Raw genomic sequence first — 18556 nt, 5'->3', positions numbered from 1 at the left:
AAAAAGCAAGTATTTTTATGTAAAATACTTGCTTAATTTAAGACTGTTTTTCGTAGTTTATTTGAATTTTCAATATAATAAATATTTGTAGAAGGATTATTCCTAATACAATATATTCATATTTATTTACTCAACGGCTTTAAAATTATACAAGGGTTTTAAAACCCTAACTATTTCCACAGTATCTCCTATATTTGCAATTATTTCATCTATTGGTTTGTAGGCGAAAGGTGCTTCATCTAAGGTACCTTTGTTTACAGTAGTTGAATAAATATCCTCCATGGATTTTTTAAAGTCGGACATTTTAAAACTCTCCTTAGCTGCCCTTCTACTTAAGATTCTACCGGCACCATGGGGAGCAGAGTAATTCCATTCTTCATTTCCCTTACCAATACACAGTAGACTTCCATCCCTCATATTTATTGGTATTAGTAGCCTTTCTCCCTTTTTAGCGGAAACTGCACCTTTTCTTAAAATCATACTTTCAATATCAATATAGTTATGAATTGTTGTAAAGGAGTCTACAACCTTAAATTTCATCTGCTTTACTATTTCTGAAACTATTGCATGTCTATTTTTTTCAGCATATTTTTGTACTATGGCCATATCATGAAGATAATCATCAAATAGTTTTCCTTCTAAATAAGCTAGGTTTTTATTAATTTTAATATTTTTACCTTTTAAATCCTTAAAAGCTAATTTTTGATAGTATTCTGCAACTTGTTTTCCTAAATGACGGCTGCCGGAATGTACTACTAAATAAAGCTGACCATTTTCATCCTCATTTATTTCTATAAAATGATTACCACCACCAAGGGTGCCTAAACTTAATCTTGCCCGTTTTATATTAATATGGTTTAAACATTTTAAATTATCTAAATCCAGTTCATCGATATAGGGATGAACTGTTTTACGAATTTTAAAACCGGAAGGAATTGAATTATGGACTATTTTGTCTAGTTTTTCAAGTTCTATATTTTTGTTTTTAAGTAGTACCGTTTCAATTCCACAGCCAATATCAACTCCTACTAAGTTAGGAACTATCTTATCTTGAATGGTCATAGTAGTACCAATTGTACATCCAATACCTGCATGAACATCCGGCATAATACGAATTTTACTGTCCTTTATAAATTCATGGTCCAAGAGATTAGTAATTTGTTTTTCAGCTTGAATTTCTAAATCATCTGTAAATACAATAGCGTAGTTATATTTACCCTTTAACTCTATCATTTTCTATCCTTTCTATTAAAATTAGTAACATCCCTAATAATAGTATATCAAAGTATTAAAAATCAATGAAAATATGGAAATTTTACTTTTTAAGTGATAAGGTTATATTAGGGAAGATGTTTTCAAAATTAAAGAAAGGAGAAAAAAATGACCATAAAAAATACTTTTATATTAGCCCACCCACCAATAATAGTGCCGGAAGTCGGTAAAGGAGAAGAAAGAAAAGCAAGAAAGACCATTGAAGGATTTGAAAAAGTAGCAAAAATTATTGCAAGTATTAAACCGGAAACAATTATACTAAGTTCACCTCATGCTACACCTTATGCAGATTATATAAATATATCTTCAGGGGAATTTGGTGAAGGATCATTTTGGAATTTTAGAGTGCCGGAAGTAAAGATGAAAATACCATATGATAATGAATTAGTTAAAAAAATAAGTGAGTTAGCAGAAGAAAAAAACATACCTGCAGGAACTCTTGGAGAGCAAGATGATGAACTAGACCATGGCGTTTTAGTACCTCTTTATTATATTAACAAATATTATAAGGACTATAAATTAGTGAGAATTGGTCTTTCAGGTTTATCCTTAACAAAACATTATGAATTTGGGAAAATTGTTCAAAAAGCATCAGAAGAACTTTCAAGAAAATCTGTATACATTGCAAGTGGCGATTTATCTCATAAATTATTGCCGGAAGGACCTTATGGTTTTGCACCGGAAGGACCTGTTTACGATAAAAAAATAGGGGAAATTATAGAAACTGCTGATTTTTCTAAATTATTTGAATTTAGTCCTGATTTTATAGAAAAGGCTGCCGATTGTGGTCTTCGTTCTTTTGTAATAATGGCAGGAGTTTTAGACAGTAAGGAAGTGAAATCCCAGTTATTTTCTTTAGAAGGACCTTATGGTGTAGGTTATGCAACTGGTCAATTTGAGGTGATTGGCGAAAATAATAACCGTAAATTTGACAAGATTTATGAAGAAAAGGAAATAGACAGAGTTAAGGATTTAAGGAAAGACTCAGACCCATGGGTTGAATTAGCAAGAAAATCCCTTGAAACCTACATAAGAACAAATGAAAAATTAAAATTGCCAACTAATTTACCGGAAGAAATGACCAACACTAAAGCAGGGGTTTTTGTAACTATTTATAAACATGGACAGTTAAGAGGCTGCATTGGAACTATAGAGCCTGTAAAGGATTCAGTAGCAGAGGAAATTTTGGAAAATGCCATATCATCAGGAACAAGGGACCCTAGGTTTCCAAGAGTGGAAGAAAGCGAACTTAATGAATTGGTCTATAGTGTAGATGTACTAGGCGAAGCTGAACCAATATCATCCTTAGATGAGCTAGATACTTCCAAGTATGGCTTAATTGTCACCAGTGGTGTAAAGAGAGGATTGCTTCTTCCAAATATTGAAGGAGTTGACACTCCAGAAGAACAATTAAAAATTGTTAGGAGAAAAGCGGGAATATATCCTCATGATAAACAGACCCTTGAACGGTTTAAGGTGGTGCGTCATAAATGAAAATAAGATGTGATGTTTGTACAAGAAGATGTAACTTAAGCGAAGGTCAATTAGGTTTTTGCCATGCTAGGCAGGCTAAGGATGGGAAAATTATTTCTACTAATTATGGGCAAGTCACTTCAATTTCCTTAGATTCTATAGAAAAAAAACCATTAAATAATTATATGCCGGGAAGTAAAGTTCTTTCTGTTGGCTCCTTTGGATGTAATTTCACCTGTGAATTTTGTCAAAATTATATTATTGCTACTTCTGATGGCAGCAATATAAATAAAAGATATATTTCTCCAAAAGAACTTGTGAAAATGGCAGAGGAATTAGTAGCAGAAGGAAATATAGGAGTAGCCTATACCTACAATGAACCCTTAATAGGATATGAATATGTTTTAGACTGCTCTAAATTAATACATAAACATTCTTTAAAAAATATACTTGTAACAAATGGAAGTATAAATAATGAAATATTTAAAGAGGTAATAGGCCATATTGATGCTGTAAATATTGACCTTAAAGCATTTTCTGAGGATTTTTATAAAAGAGTTGGGGGAGATTTACAAACTACCTTGGAAAATATAAAAATAGCAGCAAAAACAACCCATATAGAATTAACTAATCTAGTTATACCTGGGTTAAATGATAATGAAGAAGAAATGAGAAAAATGGTAAAATGGATTGCAGATATTAATCCTGAAATTCCTTTACATATTAGTAGATTTTTTCCAGCATATAAAATGTGGGACAGTTCTCCAACACCACTGGAAACAATATATAAATTTGTTGGAATAGCAAAGGAATATTTAAAAAATGTATATCCGGGAAATTGTTAGTTTATACAGGGGTAAATTTAATTATCTGGAATAAATAGTCGTTGGGAGGTATAAATGTCGGAAAAGATAGAAGAGAATTCTTTGGCAACAGAGCCAATTGGAAAGTTAGTTTTTAAATTTGCACTACCTGCAATAATAAGTACCTTAGTTGGTGCAATTTATAATATGGTAGACCAGATTTTTGTTGGTAGAGGAGTAGGTGTAATTGGAAACGCTGCTACAAACGTTTCCTTTCCTTTAACAACAATTTTTACAGCTATTTCCTTATTAATTGGAGTAGGGACAGCTGCTAATTTCAATTTAAGAATGGGAGAAAAAAGAGAAAGATTAGCACAAAAATATATTGGAAATGGCGTTGTGCTAATGGTAGTTATGAGTATAGTCTTTTCAGCAGTATCCATTATGTTTATAACACCACTTTTGAAAATATTTGGAGCTACAGAAGAAGTTATGCCCTATGCAAAAACCTATGCTTCAATAATTTGTATAGGTTTTCCATTTTTAGTATTAAATACTGCATCATCTAATATTATAAGGGCCGATGGAAGTCCTAAATATGCAATGGTCTGTGTAGTAGTTGGTGCAGTAATAAATACAATACTTGACCCAATATTCATATTTGTTTTTAAATGGGGAATGGCAGGAGCTGCTTGGGCGACGGTTATTGGTCAAATAGCATCGGCAGCAATTAGTATATATTATTTAAAATATAAATTTAAAACATTTACAATAACAAAGGAAATATTAAAAGTCCATTCTAAATTAGTCGGTAGGATTTTTGCCTTAGGAGCATCTATCTCCTTTAACCAAGTTGCTATGTTAATTATGCAAATTACCTTAAATAATGTTCTTGCTCATTATGGAGCCCTTTCAAAATATGGTCCGGTTATCCCCTTAGCAGTAGTTGGTATTATATTTAAAGTTAACTTTATATTTTTATCTGTTAGTGTAGGTGTAGGACAAGGCTGTCAACCGATATTTGGCTATAACTATGGGGCTAGAAACTATAAAAGAGTTGAAGATACACTAAAATTAACAACAAAAATCAATTTAATAGTTGGAACCTTAGCCTTGATTAGTTTTCAGTTATTTCCTCGAGAAATAATTTCCTTCTTTGGAACGGGAAATAAGGAATATTTTGAATTTGGTACAAGATTTTTTAGAATATTTATGATGTTTACAATAACAAATGGATTAATGCCCTTATTTGGTAATTTTTTCGCCTCTATTGGAAAGCCAATAAAGGGAATATTTGTTACATTAACAAGACAATTTTTATTTTTAGTTCCCCTACTAATAATATTACCAATGATATTTGGCATAGAAGGAATAATGTTTGCAGGACCAATAGCAGATTTTGCAGCATTAGTAGTGGCTTTAGCATTGGCTTTGGATGAAATTAAGAAAATGAGAAAATTAGCTTTAGAAAATTAAGAAAATAAAAAGCACCTCTTAGATTTTATCTAAAAGGTGCATTATTAATATGAAAATTAAAACATCAACTAGGTTAATAAAAAATTTAATTAATGATTTTTTTCTATTTGAATAGTCTTTAATATCTATTTTTTTGATTAATTTTTTTGTAAATTTATTAGCAACAATAAAATATACTATTAAAAGGACAAAAAAGACAAAAATAGATATTAAACTACTAACATCTATCGTTTCCAACTCTTTCATAACAACCTCCCTAGGACTGTACATTTTTATTTTATCCTTTATTTTAATTTTAAAACTAACAAAATACTAACAATTTAGTGAAAATATTAACAAAGAAAATCGAGTAGGAGAGTTTTTCCTACTCGATTTTAATTCATTTATTGTAACTTCTTAAACAATTTAGTTTAATATTATTTTTTTAAGCCTGCAGCGTGAAGTACTGCTAAATGACCATAGGTCATAGCAGGACCAATTGTTGCACCTGCTCCCCAGTAGGCATTTATACCGGAAGAAGCAACACAGTTGCCGGCACCGTATAATCCCTTAATAGGATTATTATAGTCCCTTAAAACTTGTCCATATTTATTTATCATTGGACCTCCATTAGTATCTAAGGAGCCAGGAGCTAAAATTATTCCATAATAAGGACCTTTTTCATCTAAAGGATACATTGCCCTGTTGACTTGGTCCTCAGAAGGCCATTTAACATTAGGAATAAATGGTCTCATTGTAGCATAGTTTAATTCATAATTGGTTTCGCCTCTATGAAAATCCAAGTCCTTACCATTTTTAGCAAATTCATTAAATCTTTTAATAGTCTTACTTAAATTTTCGGTGAAATCTTCTTCTAGAGAAAAATTACCAATTTTATCTTTTAAACTATTCAGTCTATTCTTAATTTGAATTGTTAAATCCTCAATATTTTCACCAACTATTATATGCTTCATTGTTTTAGGGTCTCCAGCAGGGTAAGGTGGAAAGCCCATCCAATAATTTAAAGCCCTGTTATCAAAGATGAAAAATAGATATTCATTAGGATATTCTCCCTTTACAGGATCCCAGACATAATGAATTTGGGTTCTATCGTTATAATTTCTCTTTTCATTAACGACTCTTTTACCATATTTATTTACTTCTAAAAAACTATCTCCTACAAAATAGAAGGTACTACTGGAACCTTCAGGATTTGCAAGATATACTTCCAACATACTTTGAACCCTGTAAGCATTTGTCATATTGCCAAGTTGAGCCCCAAGTTTCTGTGAAATATTTACAAAGTCTCCAGTATTAGTTGGAACTGCACAGCCACCAATTAAAGGATGGGCATGAAATCTTTGAAGTAGGTCTTGGTTATGGGAAAAACCTCCTGTTCCAAATACAACGCCCTTATTGGCTATAAATTCTTCCCTTATACCGTTTACTTCTGCAATAACTCCACTAATTTTTCCCTCAGCATCGCTAACTGTATCAATAACTCTATGACCTATTCTTATGTCGGCATTATGATTTTCAAGCCATTTTAAAAACAAGTTAATTAGGTCTTTACCGCCTTCACCGCTATTTGGATTATCGGTTTTAGCATAAACAGAACGACCTAGTATTCCTTTGTTTTCCGGAAGATTTTCCATATAGTCAACATGGGGTTTTCCCTGCCAATCGTAATCTATTACGGTTTCAAAAACCCCTATATCTTTAAAATACTCAATCATAGGAGCACTTTCATTATAATAGTTTTCCAACATTCCATACTGATATTCACTTAGTCCTAAATTGGGAAGATCCTTATTGAATTTACTTGGAAAGGAATATCTTGCCATGTAAGAAAGAGCATCTTCTTTAGAGTCATGAATATTAGCATCCTTCTGACAGTAATTATTAGGAATCCAATATCTACCACCAGAGCGTCTAGTAGTTCCACCTAAGGTATTTGCCTTTTCCAAAATTATTACAGATAGATTATTGGCTATGGCAGTAGTAGCTGCAGCTAAGGCAGCGGCTCCACTTCCTACAACAATAATATCCGCTTCTTTATTTTCCTTAGTAAAAGTTCTTTCTGGACTTTCTTTGCCATTGTCTTCTAAAAGTATAAATTTATCTTTACTTGCTCCACAAACCGGACATATGTCAGGTGGAGACTCACCTTCATGTATATAACCACATACTGTACATTCCCATTTTCTCATTTTGAACCTCCTTATCTCCAATAAGAAAAAGAGTCTTAGTTACAATAAATTTTAAATGTAGGGTCATGTTATTCAACTTCTATTGTTATATAAAACTCCTGTCCGTCAAAATCAATTTCTTTAATTTCTGTGTAAATATCATCGTAATCCTCTTTAAATCTTTTAGAAAATTTTAAATTATCCCACATATGCATTGGAAATAATATTTCGGGAGAAAGTGTTTCTAAAAAATAGGAAACTCCTAAATCATAATCTTCCTTAAGTCTTGGATCAATTGGGAAAAATGCTAAATCCAACTGATCGGTTTGAATTTTATCGATTTCTCGTCTAAAATCGTTCCTCATTTGTTCTCGTTCCAAATCCGTATCTTCCGGCCATTCCCAGTCATTTAAATCTCCGGCGTGGAAGAAGGTTAAATAAGGTAATTCTACTAATATAGAAAAACCCTTATCGGTAGAACCATAGGTGTAAAAATCTACATCGTGATAGGAAAATTTTTCATCTTTATCTAAAATAAAAACATTATCCTTGTTCCAAATTTTTTTCATTGTATTAATATCAAGGTCTTTGTCTTTGTCGGGACTATCTAAATAAATAATATTTTCATTTTTATACAATTCTGCAATATCTTTTGATAGAATATATATATTATCTTTAAAATTTCCATATTCAAAAATCTTTTTTGAAAAATGGTCATTATGGGAATGTGTAGCAATAAAAATTGTTTTTTTGCCTATTATTGGTTTAGGAAGATTTCCCTTAAAATAATCAATAATAAATAGATAGTTTTTTGTTTCTATTGAAAAACAACTATGATTAATATATGTAACTTTAATTTCGAATTTTTCCATAATACCCTCCATTATTATTATACCTATTGTTCTAGTATATTAAACGATATAATGGGTATATAATTTAAGTGGTGAAAGAATTATGAAGAAAAACAAAACAAATGCAATGAGAATATTAGAATCTAAAAAAATAGATTTTGAAATAATAAATTATGAGGTTGATGAAAATATTGATGGAATTTCCGTTGCCAATAAAGTTGGATTGGATTTAAACATAGTCTTTAAAACCCTAGTAACAATTGGTGCAGATAATAATAATTATGTATTTGTTATTCCGGTAAATAGGGAATTGGATTTAAAAAAAGCTGCAAAATCAGTTAATGTTAAAAAAATAGAAATGATACATGTTAAAGATATTAAAAAAATAACCGGTTATATTAGAGGAGGTTGTTCTCCAATAGGTATGAAAAAACTTTATAAAACAGTATTAGACAATTCTGCAATGGAATTTAATCAAATATATGTAAGTGGTGGAAAATTAGGGGCTCAAATAAAAATATCTCCAAGGGATTTAATAGAAATAACAGATGCAGATATTTATGATTTAGTAAAATAGGATAATAATAATGAAAAAACAAGAAAAAATAAAAAAAATAGCTGACTATATTAAGGCTGGCGAGAAAAAACTGGAAGATTTTACCATTGGCGTTGAAATGGAAAACTTCATTATAAATAAGGACGATTTAAAAACCGTGTCCTACTATGGAGAAAATGGCGTTGGCGAAACATTGGAGTATTTGACTACTAAGGGTTTTATTCCCTATAAAGAAGGAGAATATGTACTAGGTTTGGAAAAAGGGGACCTAACCATTAGTACAGAACCTGGTAGTCAATTTGAGGTTGCCATTAAATCCAATACGGATATAAAGAATTTAGAAAATAAATTTAAATGTTTTTTTAATGAGTTAGTACCTTATTTAAATAGTAAAAATCAAGTGTTAGTTTCTTTAGGATACCATCCAAATATGAAAATAGATGAAATAAAAATACTTCCTAAAAAAAGATATGACTATATGTATGATTATTTTAAAAACAAAGGAAATATGGCCCATAATATGATGAAGGGTACAGCATCTTTACAAGTAACTATCGATTATTTAAATGAAGATGATTTTAGAAGAAAGTATTTTCTTGCAAATGTATTAACTCCTATTTTTTACGGATTATTTGATAATACATACATATTTGAAAAAGAACCTTTAGAAATATATACAATACGACAAAAAATTTGGGAAAATACCGATAAGGAAAGGTCTGGACTTTTTGACATTGCCTTTGATGAGAGTATAAGTTATGAAAAATATGCAGAAAAAATATTAAATACCCCTCCGATTTTTATTGAAAAGAATGGTGAATATATTTATACAAAAAATAGAACATTAGAGGATATTGCAGATGAATACCAACTAGACGAAAGCCTAATATTTCAGGCCTTATCAATAGTTTTTCCAGATGTAAGAGTAAAGACCTATATTGAAATGAGAATGTTTGATTCAATACCGTATCCATTAAATTTTGCTGCAGTAGCCTTGATTAAAGGACTTTTTTATAACGATAATAATTTAAAGGAAATGTGTAAAATGTCAAAAGGAACAAGTTATAAAGAAGCCATAGAAGGAAAAGAAGAGGTTCAAAAACATGGTATTAACGCAGTTTATTTAAATAAAACAATATTAGAACACGGTAAGTTTTTAATAGAATTAGCATCAAAAGGCTTAGATGAAGATGAAAGAAATTATTTAAAGCCTTTGAAAACACTAATTGATTCCGGTAAAACTCCAAGAGATAAATTTGAAGAAATATATATAAAGGAAGGACTTAATACTGCTGTAAACTCGGTAGTATTAAAAATGGAAAATTAAATGTATAACGATAAATACGTAAATGAATATGTAGATATAATAAAAAAAGATGAAAAATTTTATTATAAAGACTATTTAAATATGTTGGACAAGGTAAAGCATTCCAACGCTATATACAAGGGAGAACCAATACCAGTTACATATCAGGGATTATTTTATGACAAGGAAAATAAAAAAGATTTCCAATATATGTCCGATATGTTAATGTCCATTACAAAAAAAATAACCAAAGAATATGTAGAAAACAAGGAATATAGAAAATTATTTAAATTTTCAAAAGAATTAGAAGAATTAATTATCCATGACCCAGGTTATGACATACCTGTTCCAATATGTAGGTATGATGTTTTTTATAATGGAAGGGATAAATTTAAATTTGTAGAATTTAACACAGATGGTTCCTCTGCTATGAATGAGGATAATACCTTAGGTCCAATATTACTTGAAACAGAGGCAATGAAGGAGTTTTCCCAAAAATACAAACTATCAAATATTGATTTAATCAACTCCTGGGCTGAAATATCCTATGAAATGTATAAAAAATATAAGGGAAATACGAAAAAACCCAATGTAGCAATAGTGGATATATTGGAAATAGGAACTTCCTATGAATTTAGAGAGTTTAAAAAAGCCTATGAAAAACTAGGTTTAAACTGTGAAATTGTAGATATAAAAAATCTTGAATATAAAAATGGGAAATTGCTTTATGGTGACTATGAAATAGATTTAGTGTACAGAAGAATTGTTACAGTTGAATTAATGAAAATTCTAAAGGATATAAAGCCCTTTATTGAAGCCTATAAAAATAATGCATTTATGATGTTAGGCTCCTTTAGAAGTCAAATTATGCACTATAAACCAACCTATAAAATATTTAGACTGAAAGAAACAAGAAGAATTTTATCAAAAGAGGAAAATGACTTTTTAGATAAATCAATACCATATACTGAGGATTTTGAAACAGAAGAGGATTATAATATAGTTAGTAAAAATAAGGACAACTATATTTTAAAACCCGTAGATGACTATGCTTCCCATGGAATATATACAGGAAGGGATCATAATCAAGAGGAATTTGAAAAAATATTAAGGGAAATACTGGCAACAGGATATATTTATCAAGAATATTACGATATGGATCCAGTTCATTTTGTAGAATTTAATGATGATGGAAAAATTGAAGTAAATGACTTTGGTGTTGTATTGGGAATGTTTATATATAATGAAAAATTTATAGCACCTTATACAAGAATAGGAAAAGATAACTTAATTTCTGGAGCAAGGGATTACTATACAGCTCCAAATATTTTTATAGAAGAAAAATAACATAGGAGGTGTTTATTTGTCAAGTTTACAAAGTACCATGTTGGTTTTATTTGGTGTAATAATAATTGGTTATGTAGCAGGAAAAATTGGAATTATAAATGAAAATGCTAATATGACCTTTTCCACCCTAATGCTATATATTACATCTCCATTATTAATAATTTCCTCTATTTCTACAAGTGAATCGGGAACTATACCGGTTAATATATTTTTAGTAATGGCAATAGGGGTAATAACCTATATTTTCCTTATAGTTTTTGCAAGAATATATGTAAAAATAATGCCCCTAAATAAATTTGAACTTCCAGTACATGAAGTGGTAATGGTATTTGGAAATGTAGCATTTTTAGGTTACCCTGTATTTCAATCATTATTAGGAGATTCAGCTATATTTGTATCTACAATAATGAACTTACCCTTTAATATTTTACTCTTCTCCTATGGAATGTATTTATTTACAAAGGATATGACAACAGATGGAGCAAAAGGACTAAAAAGTTTAATAAATCCGGGATTCTTAGCAGCAATAATTGCACTAGTAATATATTTAACGGGAATAAAAGTTCCTTATGTGTTAAATGAAATCTTTACTTCAATAGGAAATATTACAATACCATTGTCCATGTTAATGATAGGTTCATCTCTTGCAACAATAGATATAAAATACCTATTTAAGGACTATAAGGTTTTAGTATATTCAGTAATAAAGTTAGTAGTCTTACCAGTACTTGCATTTATAATAACAAGATTGATTGGTTTAGATACATATTTAATAAAAATGATAACCTTAAATGTAGGATTTCCGGCAGCTTCTATGGTTGTAATGCTTGCTACACAATATAAGAAAAGTATTCGTTCAGCTTCCATAGCTGTATTTATGAGTACATTACTGTCAGTTATAACAATACCATTAATAGAAAAATATTTGTTTTCATTATTATAGAATATAAAAGAGGTTTTCCTCTTCTATATTCTTTTTTTTATATTAGAAAAAATCCCTTATTGTAGAAAAATAATCATCTAAAGTTTCAGCTCTTCTTATTAATTTTATGTCTCCATTTTCCTTTAAAAGTAATTCGGCAGAACGTAATTTTCCATTGTAATTGTATCCCATAGAATGACCATGGGCTCCAGTGTCATGAATTATTAAGACATCTCCAATATTAATTTCCGGCATCTTCCTATCAATAGCGAACTTATCGTTATTTTCACATAGGGAGCCGGTAATATCATATAAATTAGTATTGGCTAGGTTTTCCTTACCGGAAATAGTTATATGGTGGTAGGCTCCGTACATGGCAGGGCGAATTAAATTAGCAGCCGATGCATCTAAGCCAATATAGTTTTTATAGGTTTCTTTTTTATGAATTACCCTAGTGACTAATTGACCATTTGGTCCGGTAATATATCTGCCAAGCTCTGTAAATATAGAAATATTGTCAAGATTATGGGGCTTTAAAATTCTATTATATTCATTTTTTACCATTTCACCAATTTTAAATATATTATTAGCTTCTTCATCAGGCCTATAAGGTATACCTATACCACCAGAAAGATTTATAAAGGAAATGGCAATACCTGTTTCTTTTTTTAACCAAACAGCAGTTTCAAATAGCATTGCTGCAAGGGCAGGATAATAATCGTTTCCTAGGGTATTACTGGTTAAAAAAGCGTGTAGACCAAAGTTTTTTACACCCTTTTCCTTAAGGAGTAGAAATCCTTTTTTTAGCTGCTCCTTTGTAAAGCCATACTTAGCATCTTTGGGGTTGTCCATTATATTATTATGTATTTTAAATTCTCCGGGATTATATCTACAACAAATAGTATTTGGAAGGCCGGCATATTTTTTCCAAATATGAAATATGGGAAAAGTCATCTAAGTTAATAATAGCTTCCAGTTCCCTTGCCTTTACATATTCTTCGTAAGGTGTTGCATTAGAAGAAAACATAATGTTATCTTCCTTAAATCCTGTTTTCTCAGCTAAAGTTAATTCAGCCATACTGGAACAGTCAAGTCCACAGCCTTCCTCTTTCATGATTTTTAATATTTCCGGAGTAGGAGTAGCCTTTACAGCAAAATATTCTTTAAATCCCTTGTTCCAAGAAAAGGCCTTATATAAATTTCTTATATTTTTACGTATTCCCTTTTCATCATAAATATAAAAGGGAGTGGGATATTCTTTTATAAGCTCTAATAATTTTTCATTATTTAAAAAAGATTTCTTCATTATTTCTCCTTAAATTATCGGTTAATATGGTAGATGACATAATCTATTTTAATTATACAGTACTGGTTTTACTTAGCAATGTTAATATTTATTTAGCAAATATTAAAGAAATAGAACATGGAAAGCATTTTATTAAAATAATATGATGGAATACAATGACTTCTTAAAAGTGTAGTAGATTATAAAATCACCGGTAAATACCGATGATTTTATTAATTGTAAGGATAAATCCATAATTTTTCCTTAACCCATTCAGCACAAAAAATATCTTCAATTTTTTTGGCATCAGATTTTTCAATTTGTTCCATAAGCCAATCTTTATCCTTACCAATATCTTTTAAAACCTTTTCATCTAATATTCCATTTTCTATTACCAACATGGAAAGTATTTCTTCATTTTTTTTATCATAGGTTAATTGACCATTTGTTTCAAACCATAGGTTCTTTAATTCATTTACACCGAGAATACCTTCATTATGAAGTAATATTTCAACATCCCTAACAGATAATTTGGTTTTTAGAAAATTATCTGTTATTAAAACACCATTTTCAATTAATTGAATTCTTTTACCATTAATAAATTCCTTGACCCTTAAGCTTTTTGCCTTTAGAAATCTAATAAAGAGCAAGATTAGAATCCAGATAATTATAAATATTGCAGAATCCAATATTTTCATTTCGGAATCAAGTATAGTTGCTCCAACAATAGCTCCTATTACCATATTTCCAATTTGATCAAAAGCTGACATTGGGGCTAATTGACTTTTGCCGGAAATTTTAATATAAATAAGTAAAATTATAACTGTAACAATGATTTTTAAAATACTATTTAAATAAAAATCCAATTTTCTCCTCCTTAAATAATGTATATAGTTATTATTAAAATAACATGTCAATATATAGTATAATATAAAACAAATATTATTAGAAAGGATAATATAGATGATAGAGTTAAAATACTTTGAAAAAACTGACTTCCAACAGTTAATTAACTGGATAGATTCTAGGGAGTTTTTACTCCAATGGAGTGGTAACACCTTTAAATATCCATTAACGAAAGAGCAGTTAGAAAATTATATAGAGGATGCAAATTATGAAGATGCAAATAAGTTGGTATTTAAAATTAGAAATAAAAGTACTAATAAAACCATAGGTCATATTGCCATTTTAAATATAGATAAAAATAATAGGATTGCAAGAATAGGGGCTGTTCTAATAGGAGATGAAGAATTTAGAGGGAAAGGCTTTGGACAGATGGCAATAGAGGAAGTTTTAAAACTTGTATTTAAGGATTTAAATCTTCATAAGGCAAGTCTTGGAGTTTTTGATTTTAATAAATCTGCCCTAAGATGTTATGAAAACTTAGGCTTTAAGAAGGATGGTTTAATAAGGGATTCTTTAAAGAATGGCAGGCAGTATTGGAATCTTTGGGAAATGAGTATGTTGGAAGAAGAATGGAAGGAATTGCAACTAAATTAAGACAAGAAGAAAATAAATAAGTTTTTCATGGACCTTAAAATTTAATTAAGAATAGTAATACAAAATTTACCTAGCTAATAAAAGAAAGAAAATACAGATTATAAATTTAGAAACCTTTCTTAATAAATTTGTAATAGTTTTTTAATCATTCCTTATAAATCTTTGGCTATAATAGATTTAAGAAGGGAAGTGAAATTATGAAGAAAGGAATTAAGGCCTTTATTGTAATTATAATAGTATTGGCAGCAGTCTTTGCTTTTTTATACTTTAAGATGGGAAGAACTTGGCTGGCAAATTCAAATGATGTTTCTATAACCTATGAAAAGATTGAAAATACTGTAGAATTGACTTTTAAGGCAAAAAAGGACGGATTTTTAATATCACCACATCCTTTATTTATAGAAAAAGGAGAGGTAAGAAGTGATGAAAGTGGTGACATAGCAACAGTATATGAAATGAAGAAAAACTTTATTAATTCAATCTTAGGTAGAAATTCAGATGAAAATCGGAAATTACGATATGAATTTAAAGATGAAAATAATTTATTAACGCCTGAAGGAAAGGTTAGGCAGTTATCGGAAGATGATGTTTTAATGCTAAAATTTAAAAATAAAACCGAGTATATAAAGTTTAAGGATTTGTATAAGGGAGACATTAATTCAAATATAATTGAATATAAGGATAAAAAATAATCATAATATAAAGATGTTAAAAATTATTAAAAAAAGATGAGTTATGTAGACAACCCATCTTTTTTAATTTATTGCTTTTTTATAACAGGAATCCAAACTTCATATTTGGCATTATTTGGGTCCGGATTTATATAGACTTCTATGTCTGGTCCATTGGCATATTCATAGCCTGATGTTGGAAACCATTCTGTAATAATTCTTTCTTCTAATTTTTGAATGGATTGTCCTGTGCCGGAGCCGGGAAAAATAGCCCAAGTAAAAGAGGGGACAATATATTCTTCAAAATTATTTTCAATAGGTTTTGAACTGGAAACAGCTATGAAGTATCTCCATTCTTGGTCATTATTACAGGCGGAAACTCCTAACATTCCACTTGGTTCCTCGTTCATTAAGGATACTAATGTTGGAATGGTTCCGTTTATAGAGGCCTCTTCCCACATTTTAGGAACTATTTTAAAGTTTTTCTCTATATTTTTATGTAATTTTTCTGATATTCCAACAATGCGAAACTCCGCTTTTTCTTCAATTCGATAATTCATTTCTTCTACCCCTTTAATAGTCATTTTAAAACTTATAGGTGGATAGGATTTTATAGAAGTGCCATGTTTTCTTGCTTTTGTTGGACTTATTCCATGTATATTTTGAAAGGCTCTATTGAATGCCGTTGGAGATGTGTAGCCATATTTTAATCCTATTTCTATGATTTTTTCGTCACTATTTAATAAATCTACAGCAGCCAAGGACATACGTCTTCTTCTAATATATTCAGCCAAAGAAACACCCGCCATATATCCAAACATCCTTTGAAAATGATATGTAGAACAACAGGCTATTTTTGCAAGTTCTTCATAGTTTATTTCTTCTGTAATATTATCTTCAATATAGTCTATTGCCATATTTAGATTATTTATCCATTCCATTATCTACCTCTTTTCATAATTATTATAGGAAAAACAAAAAATATATTCTGCTCTTTTTATGCACAAAAAAGAGAGCTTATTTTAAATATTTAGAACCTTCTTTTATACTTAGTTTATCCATAAAATTTTTATTATCTTCAATAAAGTTCTTAACCCATTCTAAATCGGTTTTACTATAATCCCTTAAGGCCCAGCCAATTGCTTTATTTATAAAAAATTCATGGGAGCTAAAATTGTTCTTTAATATTTTCTCTAATAACTTCGTATTGGTCTTTTCTTTTCTATGGAGTTGATGAATTATTGAAATTCTTCTAATCCAAAGGTTTTCGTCTTTTGACCAGGAAATCATTTCATTATTAATCTTATAATTAAGTCCTATTTCACTTAGAACACTATAGAAGTTGTCAACGGAATCCCACCAAGCTTTACTTACTATATATTTTTTTATTGTAGGTAAATCGGAACTATTTAATTCTTTCTTTTTAAGTTTTAAATAATCTATGGCAATATATTGAAACTCCCTTTCTTCCTGTATCCAAAGGGAGTTAAAAACAGCCCAGGAGAAATTCTCCTTTCTTAGTTTTTTCAAACATTCTTTAGAAATTTCTCGTCTTTCAATGGATTTTATTCCTAGGAATTTAAATTTATTTAACATATATTTTTCCATAGGAATAATATTCTCTTCATTTTTATTTTTATGCATTTCCAAGATTAAGTTTTCTATACTCATTTAATTCCTCATAAGATTCTCTTGTAATTTCATTAAATATTTCATTTGCAATATTTTCCCATGAATGTTTAGCAACGGAATTTAAAACTTCATCTGAAATTCTTTCTTTATTTTTAACTCTTTGAACCTGTATGTCAATAGCCTTTGCTAGTCTATTTACAAATTCAGGAATATCTTTTTCATATGGTGTATCTACATTTTTAAGTCTTGGAAGGTCAACATATTCTATGGCGTTGGAATTATTAACATCATCTCCTAAAACTTCCATTAAGGCATCCAGTTTTGTAGAAACTATATACATTCCACTAGCTAATGCTTCAATTGCAACAAGGCCAAGTCCCTCATAATAAGAAGGAAGTATAAAAATACTGGAATACCTAAAAAGATGGGCTAAGGATTTTTGGTTTTTTGCATTAAACAGTTTTATATTTTTCGTGTTATCTAATTTTTTATGAATCCTTTCAATATTTTCCCCTTGAGGAGTTCCTATTATATTTAATATTATAGTATTGTCATAATCCAGTTGTTTATAGGCATCTATAAGTTCAAATACACCTTTTGCATCGGCTATTTTCCCGGCGTAAACTAAGTTTATAAATTGATTATTTTCATCGTATCGAAGTTTTTCATCTTTATAAAAATAATCCTGGTTATATCCACCACCGGAAACATGGATTTTGTTTTTGTCTATGTTATAGGTAGTTACTATTTCAGAAACCTGATTTTCACTTAGTGCAAATACCTTGTCCAATCTATTTAAATTTTTTACATATCTATTTTTTAATCTAGGATTTTGTAAGGCCTGCCTAATATCTGTACCATGGCAAATACCAATTATTTTGTCACATCTATCCCTTAATAAATCCAAGGTTAAGGATGTTAAAATCCAAAGGTGATGACAAATAATAATATCCGGCTTAATTTCGTTATAGGCATTTAGTATTTGGACCTTAAAATTATTAAGCCATGTGTTTAACATTTTAGGAGTCATGTCCTTATATCGAGTGCTATTATATGGCATTACATCACTCATTCCTACAATATGAAAATCCAGTTTGCTATTATTGAAGTTTATTGGAAATTTATTTTCATCAGGTATAACATCAAAATCATATTCAACACAGTCCTGATGACCATAAATAGCATAGTTTTCATTGTTTTTGTTTAATTCTTTTATTAAGTTTGAAAAGTAAACCCCGCTTCCGGTTTTAGAGGGAAGTTGAGCAATAATATGCAAAATTTTCATAAATTCTCC

At 29.7% G+C, this 18556-nt stretch carries 19 protein-coding genes; 9 read left to right on the top strand and 10 right to left on the bottom strand.

Going from position 1 to position 18556, the window contains the following annotated elements; all coding sequences use genetic code 11:
- Positions 1–126: 126 nt before the first annotated feature.
- Positions 127–1233, bottom strand: coding sequence for an RtcB family protein (locus JFY71_RS04950; protein ID WP_243661936.1), 1107 nt, complete (start codon positions 1231–1233; stop codon positions 127–129).
- Between the two features lie 147 nt (positions 1234–1380).
- On the opposite strand from JFY71_RS04950, the gene amrA reads away from it, so the two are divergent.
- From amrA to JFY71_RS04935, 3 genes are read left to right on the top strand one after another with little or no spacing between them, the layout of a single operon-like run.
- Complete coding sequence (gene amrA, locus JFY71_RS04945; protein ID WP_243661935.1) at positions 1381–2766, top strand: AmmeMemoRadiSam system protein A; 1386 nt, start codon at positions 1381–1383, stop codon at positions 2764–2766.
- Positions 2763–3590 carry an AmmeMemoRadiSam system radical SAM enzyme gene (gene amrS / locus JFY71_RS04940; protein ID WP_243661934.1) on the top strand — a complete coding sequence of 276 codons (828 nt, stop codon included), beginning with the start codon at positions 2763–2765 and terminating at the stop codon, positions 3588–3590. Before amrA ends, amrS begins: the two co-directional genes overlap by 4 nt.
- A gap of 54 nt (positions 3591–3644) precedes the next feature.
- Positions 3645–5024: an MATE family efflux transporter gene (locus tag JFY71_RS04935; protein ID WP_243661933.1), complete on the top strand. Its 1380-nt coding sequence runs from the start codon at positions 3645–3647 to the stop codon at positions 5022–5024.
- Positions 5025–5042: 18 nt separating this feature from the next.
- Here JFY71_RS04935 and JFY71_RS04930 read toward each other — a convergent pair whose 3' ends face one another.
- The 3 genes from JFY71_RS04930 to JFY71_RS04920 all read right to left on the bottom strand — a co-directional run bounded on the left by JFY71_RS04930 (position 5043) and on the right by JFY71_RS04920 (position 8064).
- Complete coding sequence (locus tag JFY71_RS04930) at positions 5043–5270, bottom strand: hypothetical protein (RefSeq protein ID WP_243661932.1); 228 nt, start codon at positions 5268–5270, stop codon at positions 5043–5045.
- A gap of 170 nt (positions 5271–5440) precedes the next feature.
- A complete protein-coding gene (locus tag JFY71_RS04925) occupies positions 5441–7213 on the bottom strand; it encodes an FAD-dependent oxidoreductase (RefSeq protein WP_243661931.1) in 1773 nt (590 codons plus the stop codon).
- A gap of 68 nt (positions 7214–7281) precedes the next feature.
- A complete protein-coding gene (locus tag JFY71_RS04920; RefSeq protein ID WP_243661930.1) occupies positions 7282–8064 on the bottom strand; it encodes an MBL fold metallo-hydrolase in 783 nt (260 codons plus the stop codon).
- 82 nt (positions 8065–8146) lie between these two features.
- Between JFY71_RS04920 and ybaK the strand changes: the two genes are divergently transcribed.
- The 4 genes from ybaK to JFY71_RS04900 are packed head-to-tail and all read left to right on the top strand — an operon-like array spanning position 8147 to position 12195.
- Positions 8147–8620 carry a Cys-tRNA(Pro) deacylase gene (gene ybaK, locus JFY71_RS04915; RefSeq protein WP_243661929.1) on the top strand — a complete coding sequence of 158 codons (474 nt, stop codon included), beginning with the start codon at positions 8147–8149 and terminating at the stop codon, positions 8618–8620.
- A gap of 10 nt (positions 8621–8630) precedes the next feature.
- Positions 8631–9926 (top strand): glutamate--cysteine ligase, encoded by a 1296-nt coding sequence (locus tag JFY71_RS04910; protein WP_243661928.1) that lies wholly within the window; start codon positions 8631–8633, stop codon positions 9924–9926.
- Positions 9927–11252 (top strand): glutathionylspermidine synthase family protein, encoded by a 1326-nt coding sequence (locus JFY71_RS04905; protein ID WP_243661927.1) that lies wholly within the window; start codon positions 9927–9929, stop codon positions 11250–11252.
- A gap of 16 nt (positions 11253–11268) precedes the next feature.
- Positions 11269–12195, top strand: coding sequence for an AEC family transporter (locus JFY71_RS04900; protein WP_243661926.1), 927 nt, complete (start codon positions 11269–11271; stop codon positions 12193–12195).
- Between the two features lie 42 nt (positions 12196–12237).
- Here JFY71_RS04900 and JFY71_RS04895 read toward each other — a convergent pair whose 3' ends face one another.
- The 3 genes from JFY71_RS04895 to JFY71_RS04885 form a co-directional block, all read right to left on the bottom strand.
- Positions 12238–13128 (bottom strand): type III PLP-dependent enzyme domain-containing protein, encoded by an 891-nt coding sequence (locus JFY71_RS04895; RefSeq protein ID WP_243661925.1) that lies wholly within the window; start codon positions 13126–13128, stop codon positions 12238–12240.
- Complete coding sequence (locus JFY71_RS04890; protein ID WP_243661924.1) at positions 13064–13480, bottom strand: type III PLP-dependent enzyme domain-containing protein; 417 nt, start codon at positions 13478–13480, stop codon at positions 13064–13066. Before JFY71_RS04890 ends, JFY71_RS04895 begins: the two co-directional genes overlap by 65 nt.
- Before the next feature lie 212 nt (positions 13481–13692).
- Positions 13693–14325, bottom strand: coding sequence for a DUF421 domain-containing protein (locus tag JFY71_RS04885; protein ID WP_243661923.1), 633 nt, complete (start codon positions 14323–14325; stop codon positions 13693–13695).
- Positions 14326–14422: 97 nt separating this feature from the next.
- On the opposite strand from JFY71_RS04885, the gene JFY71_RS04880 reads away from it, so the two are divergent.
- Entirely contained in the window at positions 14423–14959 is a 537-nt protein-coding gene (locus tag JFY71_RS04880) for a GNAT family N-acetyltransferase (RefSeq protein WP_243661922.1), read from the top strand.
- 197 nt (positions 14960–15156) lie between these two features.
- A complete protein-coding gene (locus JFY71_RS04875; RefSeq protein WP_243661921.1) occupies positions 15157–15651 on the top strand; it encodes a hypothetical protein in 495 nt (164 codons plus the stop codon).
- A gap of 68 nt (positions 15652–15719) precedes the next feature.
- Here the strand turns inward: JFY71_RS04875 and JFY71_RS04870 are convergent, their stop codons facing one another.
- The 3 genes from JFY71_RS04870 to JFY71_RS04860 form a co-directional block, all read right to left on the bottom strand.
- The gene (locus tag JFY71_RS04870; RefSeq protein ID WP_243661920.1) at positions 15720–16571 is read right to left on the bottom strand and encodes an AraC family transcriptional regulator; all 852 of its coding nucleotides are present in this window, start codon (positions 16569–16571) and stop codon (positions 15720–15722) included.
- Positions 16572–16647: 76 nt separating this feature from the next.
- Positions 16648–17301 (bottom strand): DNA alkylation repair protein, encoded by a 654-nt coding sequence (locus tag JFY71_RS04865; protein ID WP_243661919.1) that lies wholly within the window; start codon positions 17299–17301, stop codon positions 16648–16650.
- Positions 17267–18547, bottom strand: a complete 1281-nt coding sequence (locus JFY71_RS04860; protein WP_243661918.1) for a glycosyltransferase family 4 protein — start codon at positions 18545–18547, stop codon at positions 17267–17269. Before JFY71_RS04860 ends, JFY71_RS04865 begins: the two co-directional genes overlap by 35 nt.
- Positions 18548–18556 lie beyond the last annotated feature (9 nt).

This window comes from Miniphocaeibacter halophilus, from assembly GCF_016458825.1.
Taxonomy (GTDB): domain Bacteria; phylum Bacillota; class Clostridia; order Tissierellales; family Peptoniphilaceae; genus Miniphocaeibacter; species Miniphocaeibacter halophilus.
The sequence above is the reverse complement of the archived record's forward strand: the minus strand, read 5'-3'. Positions and strand labels throughout refer to the sequence as shown.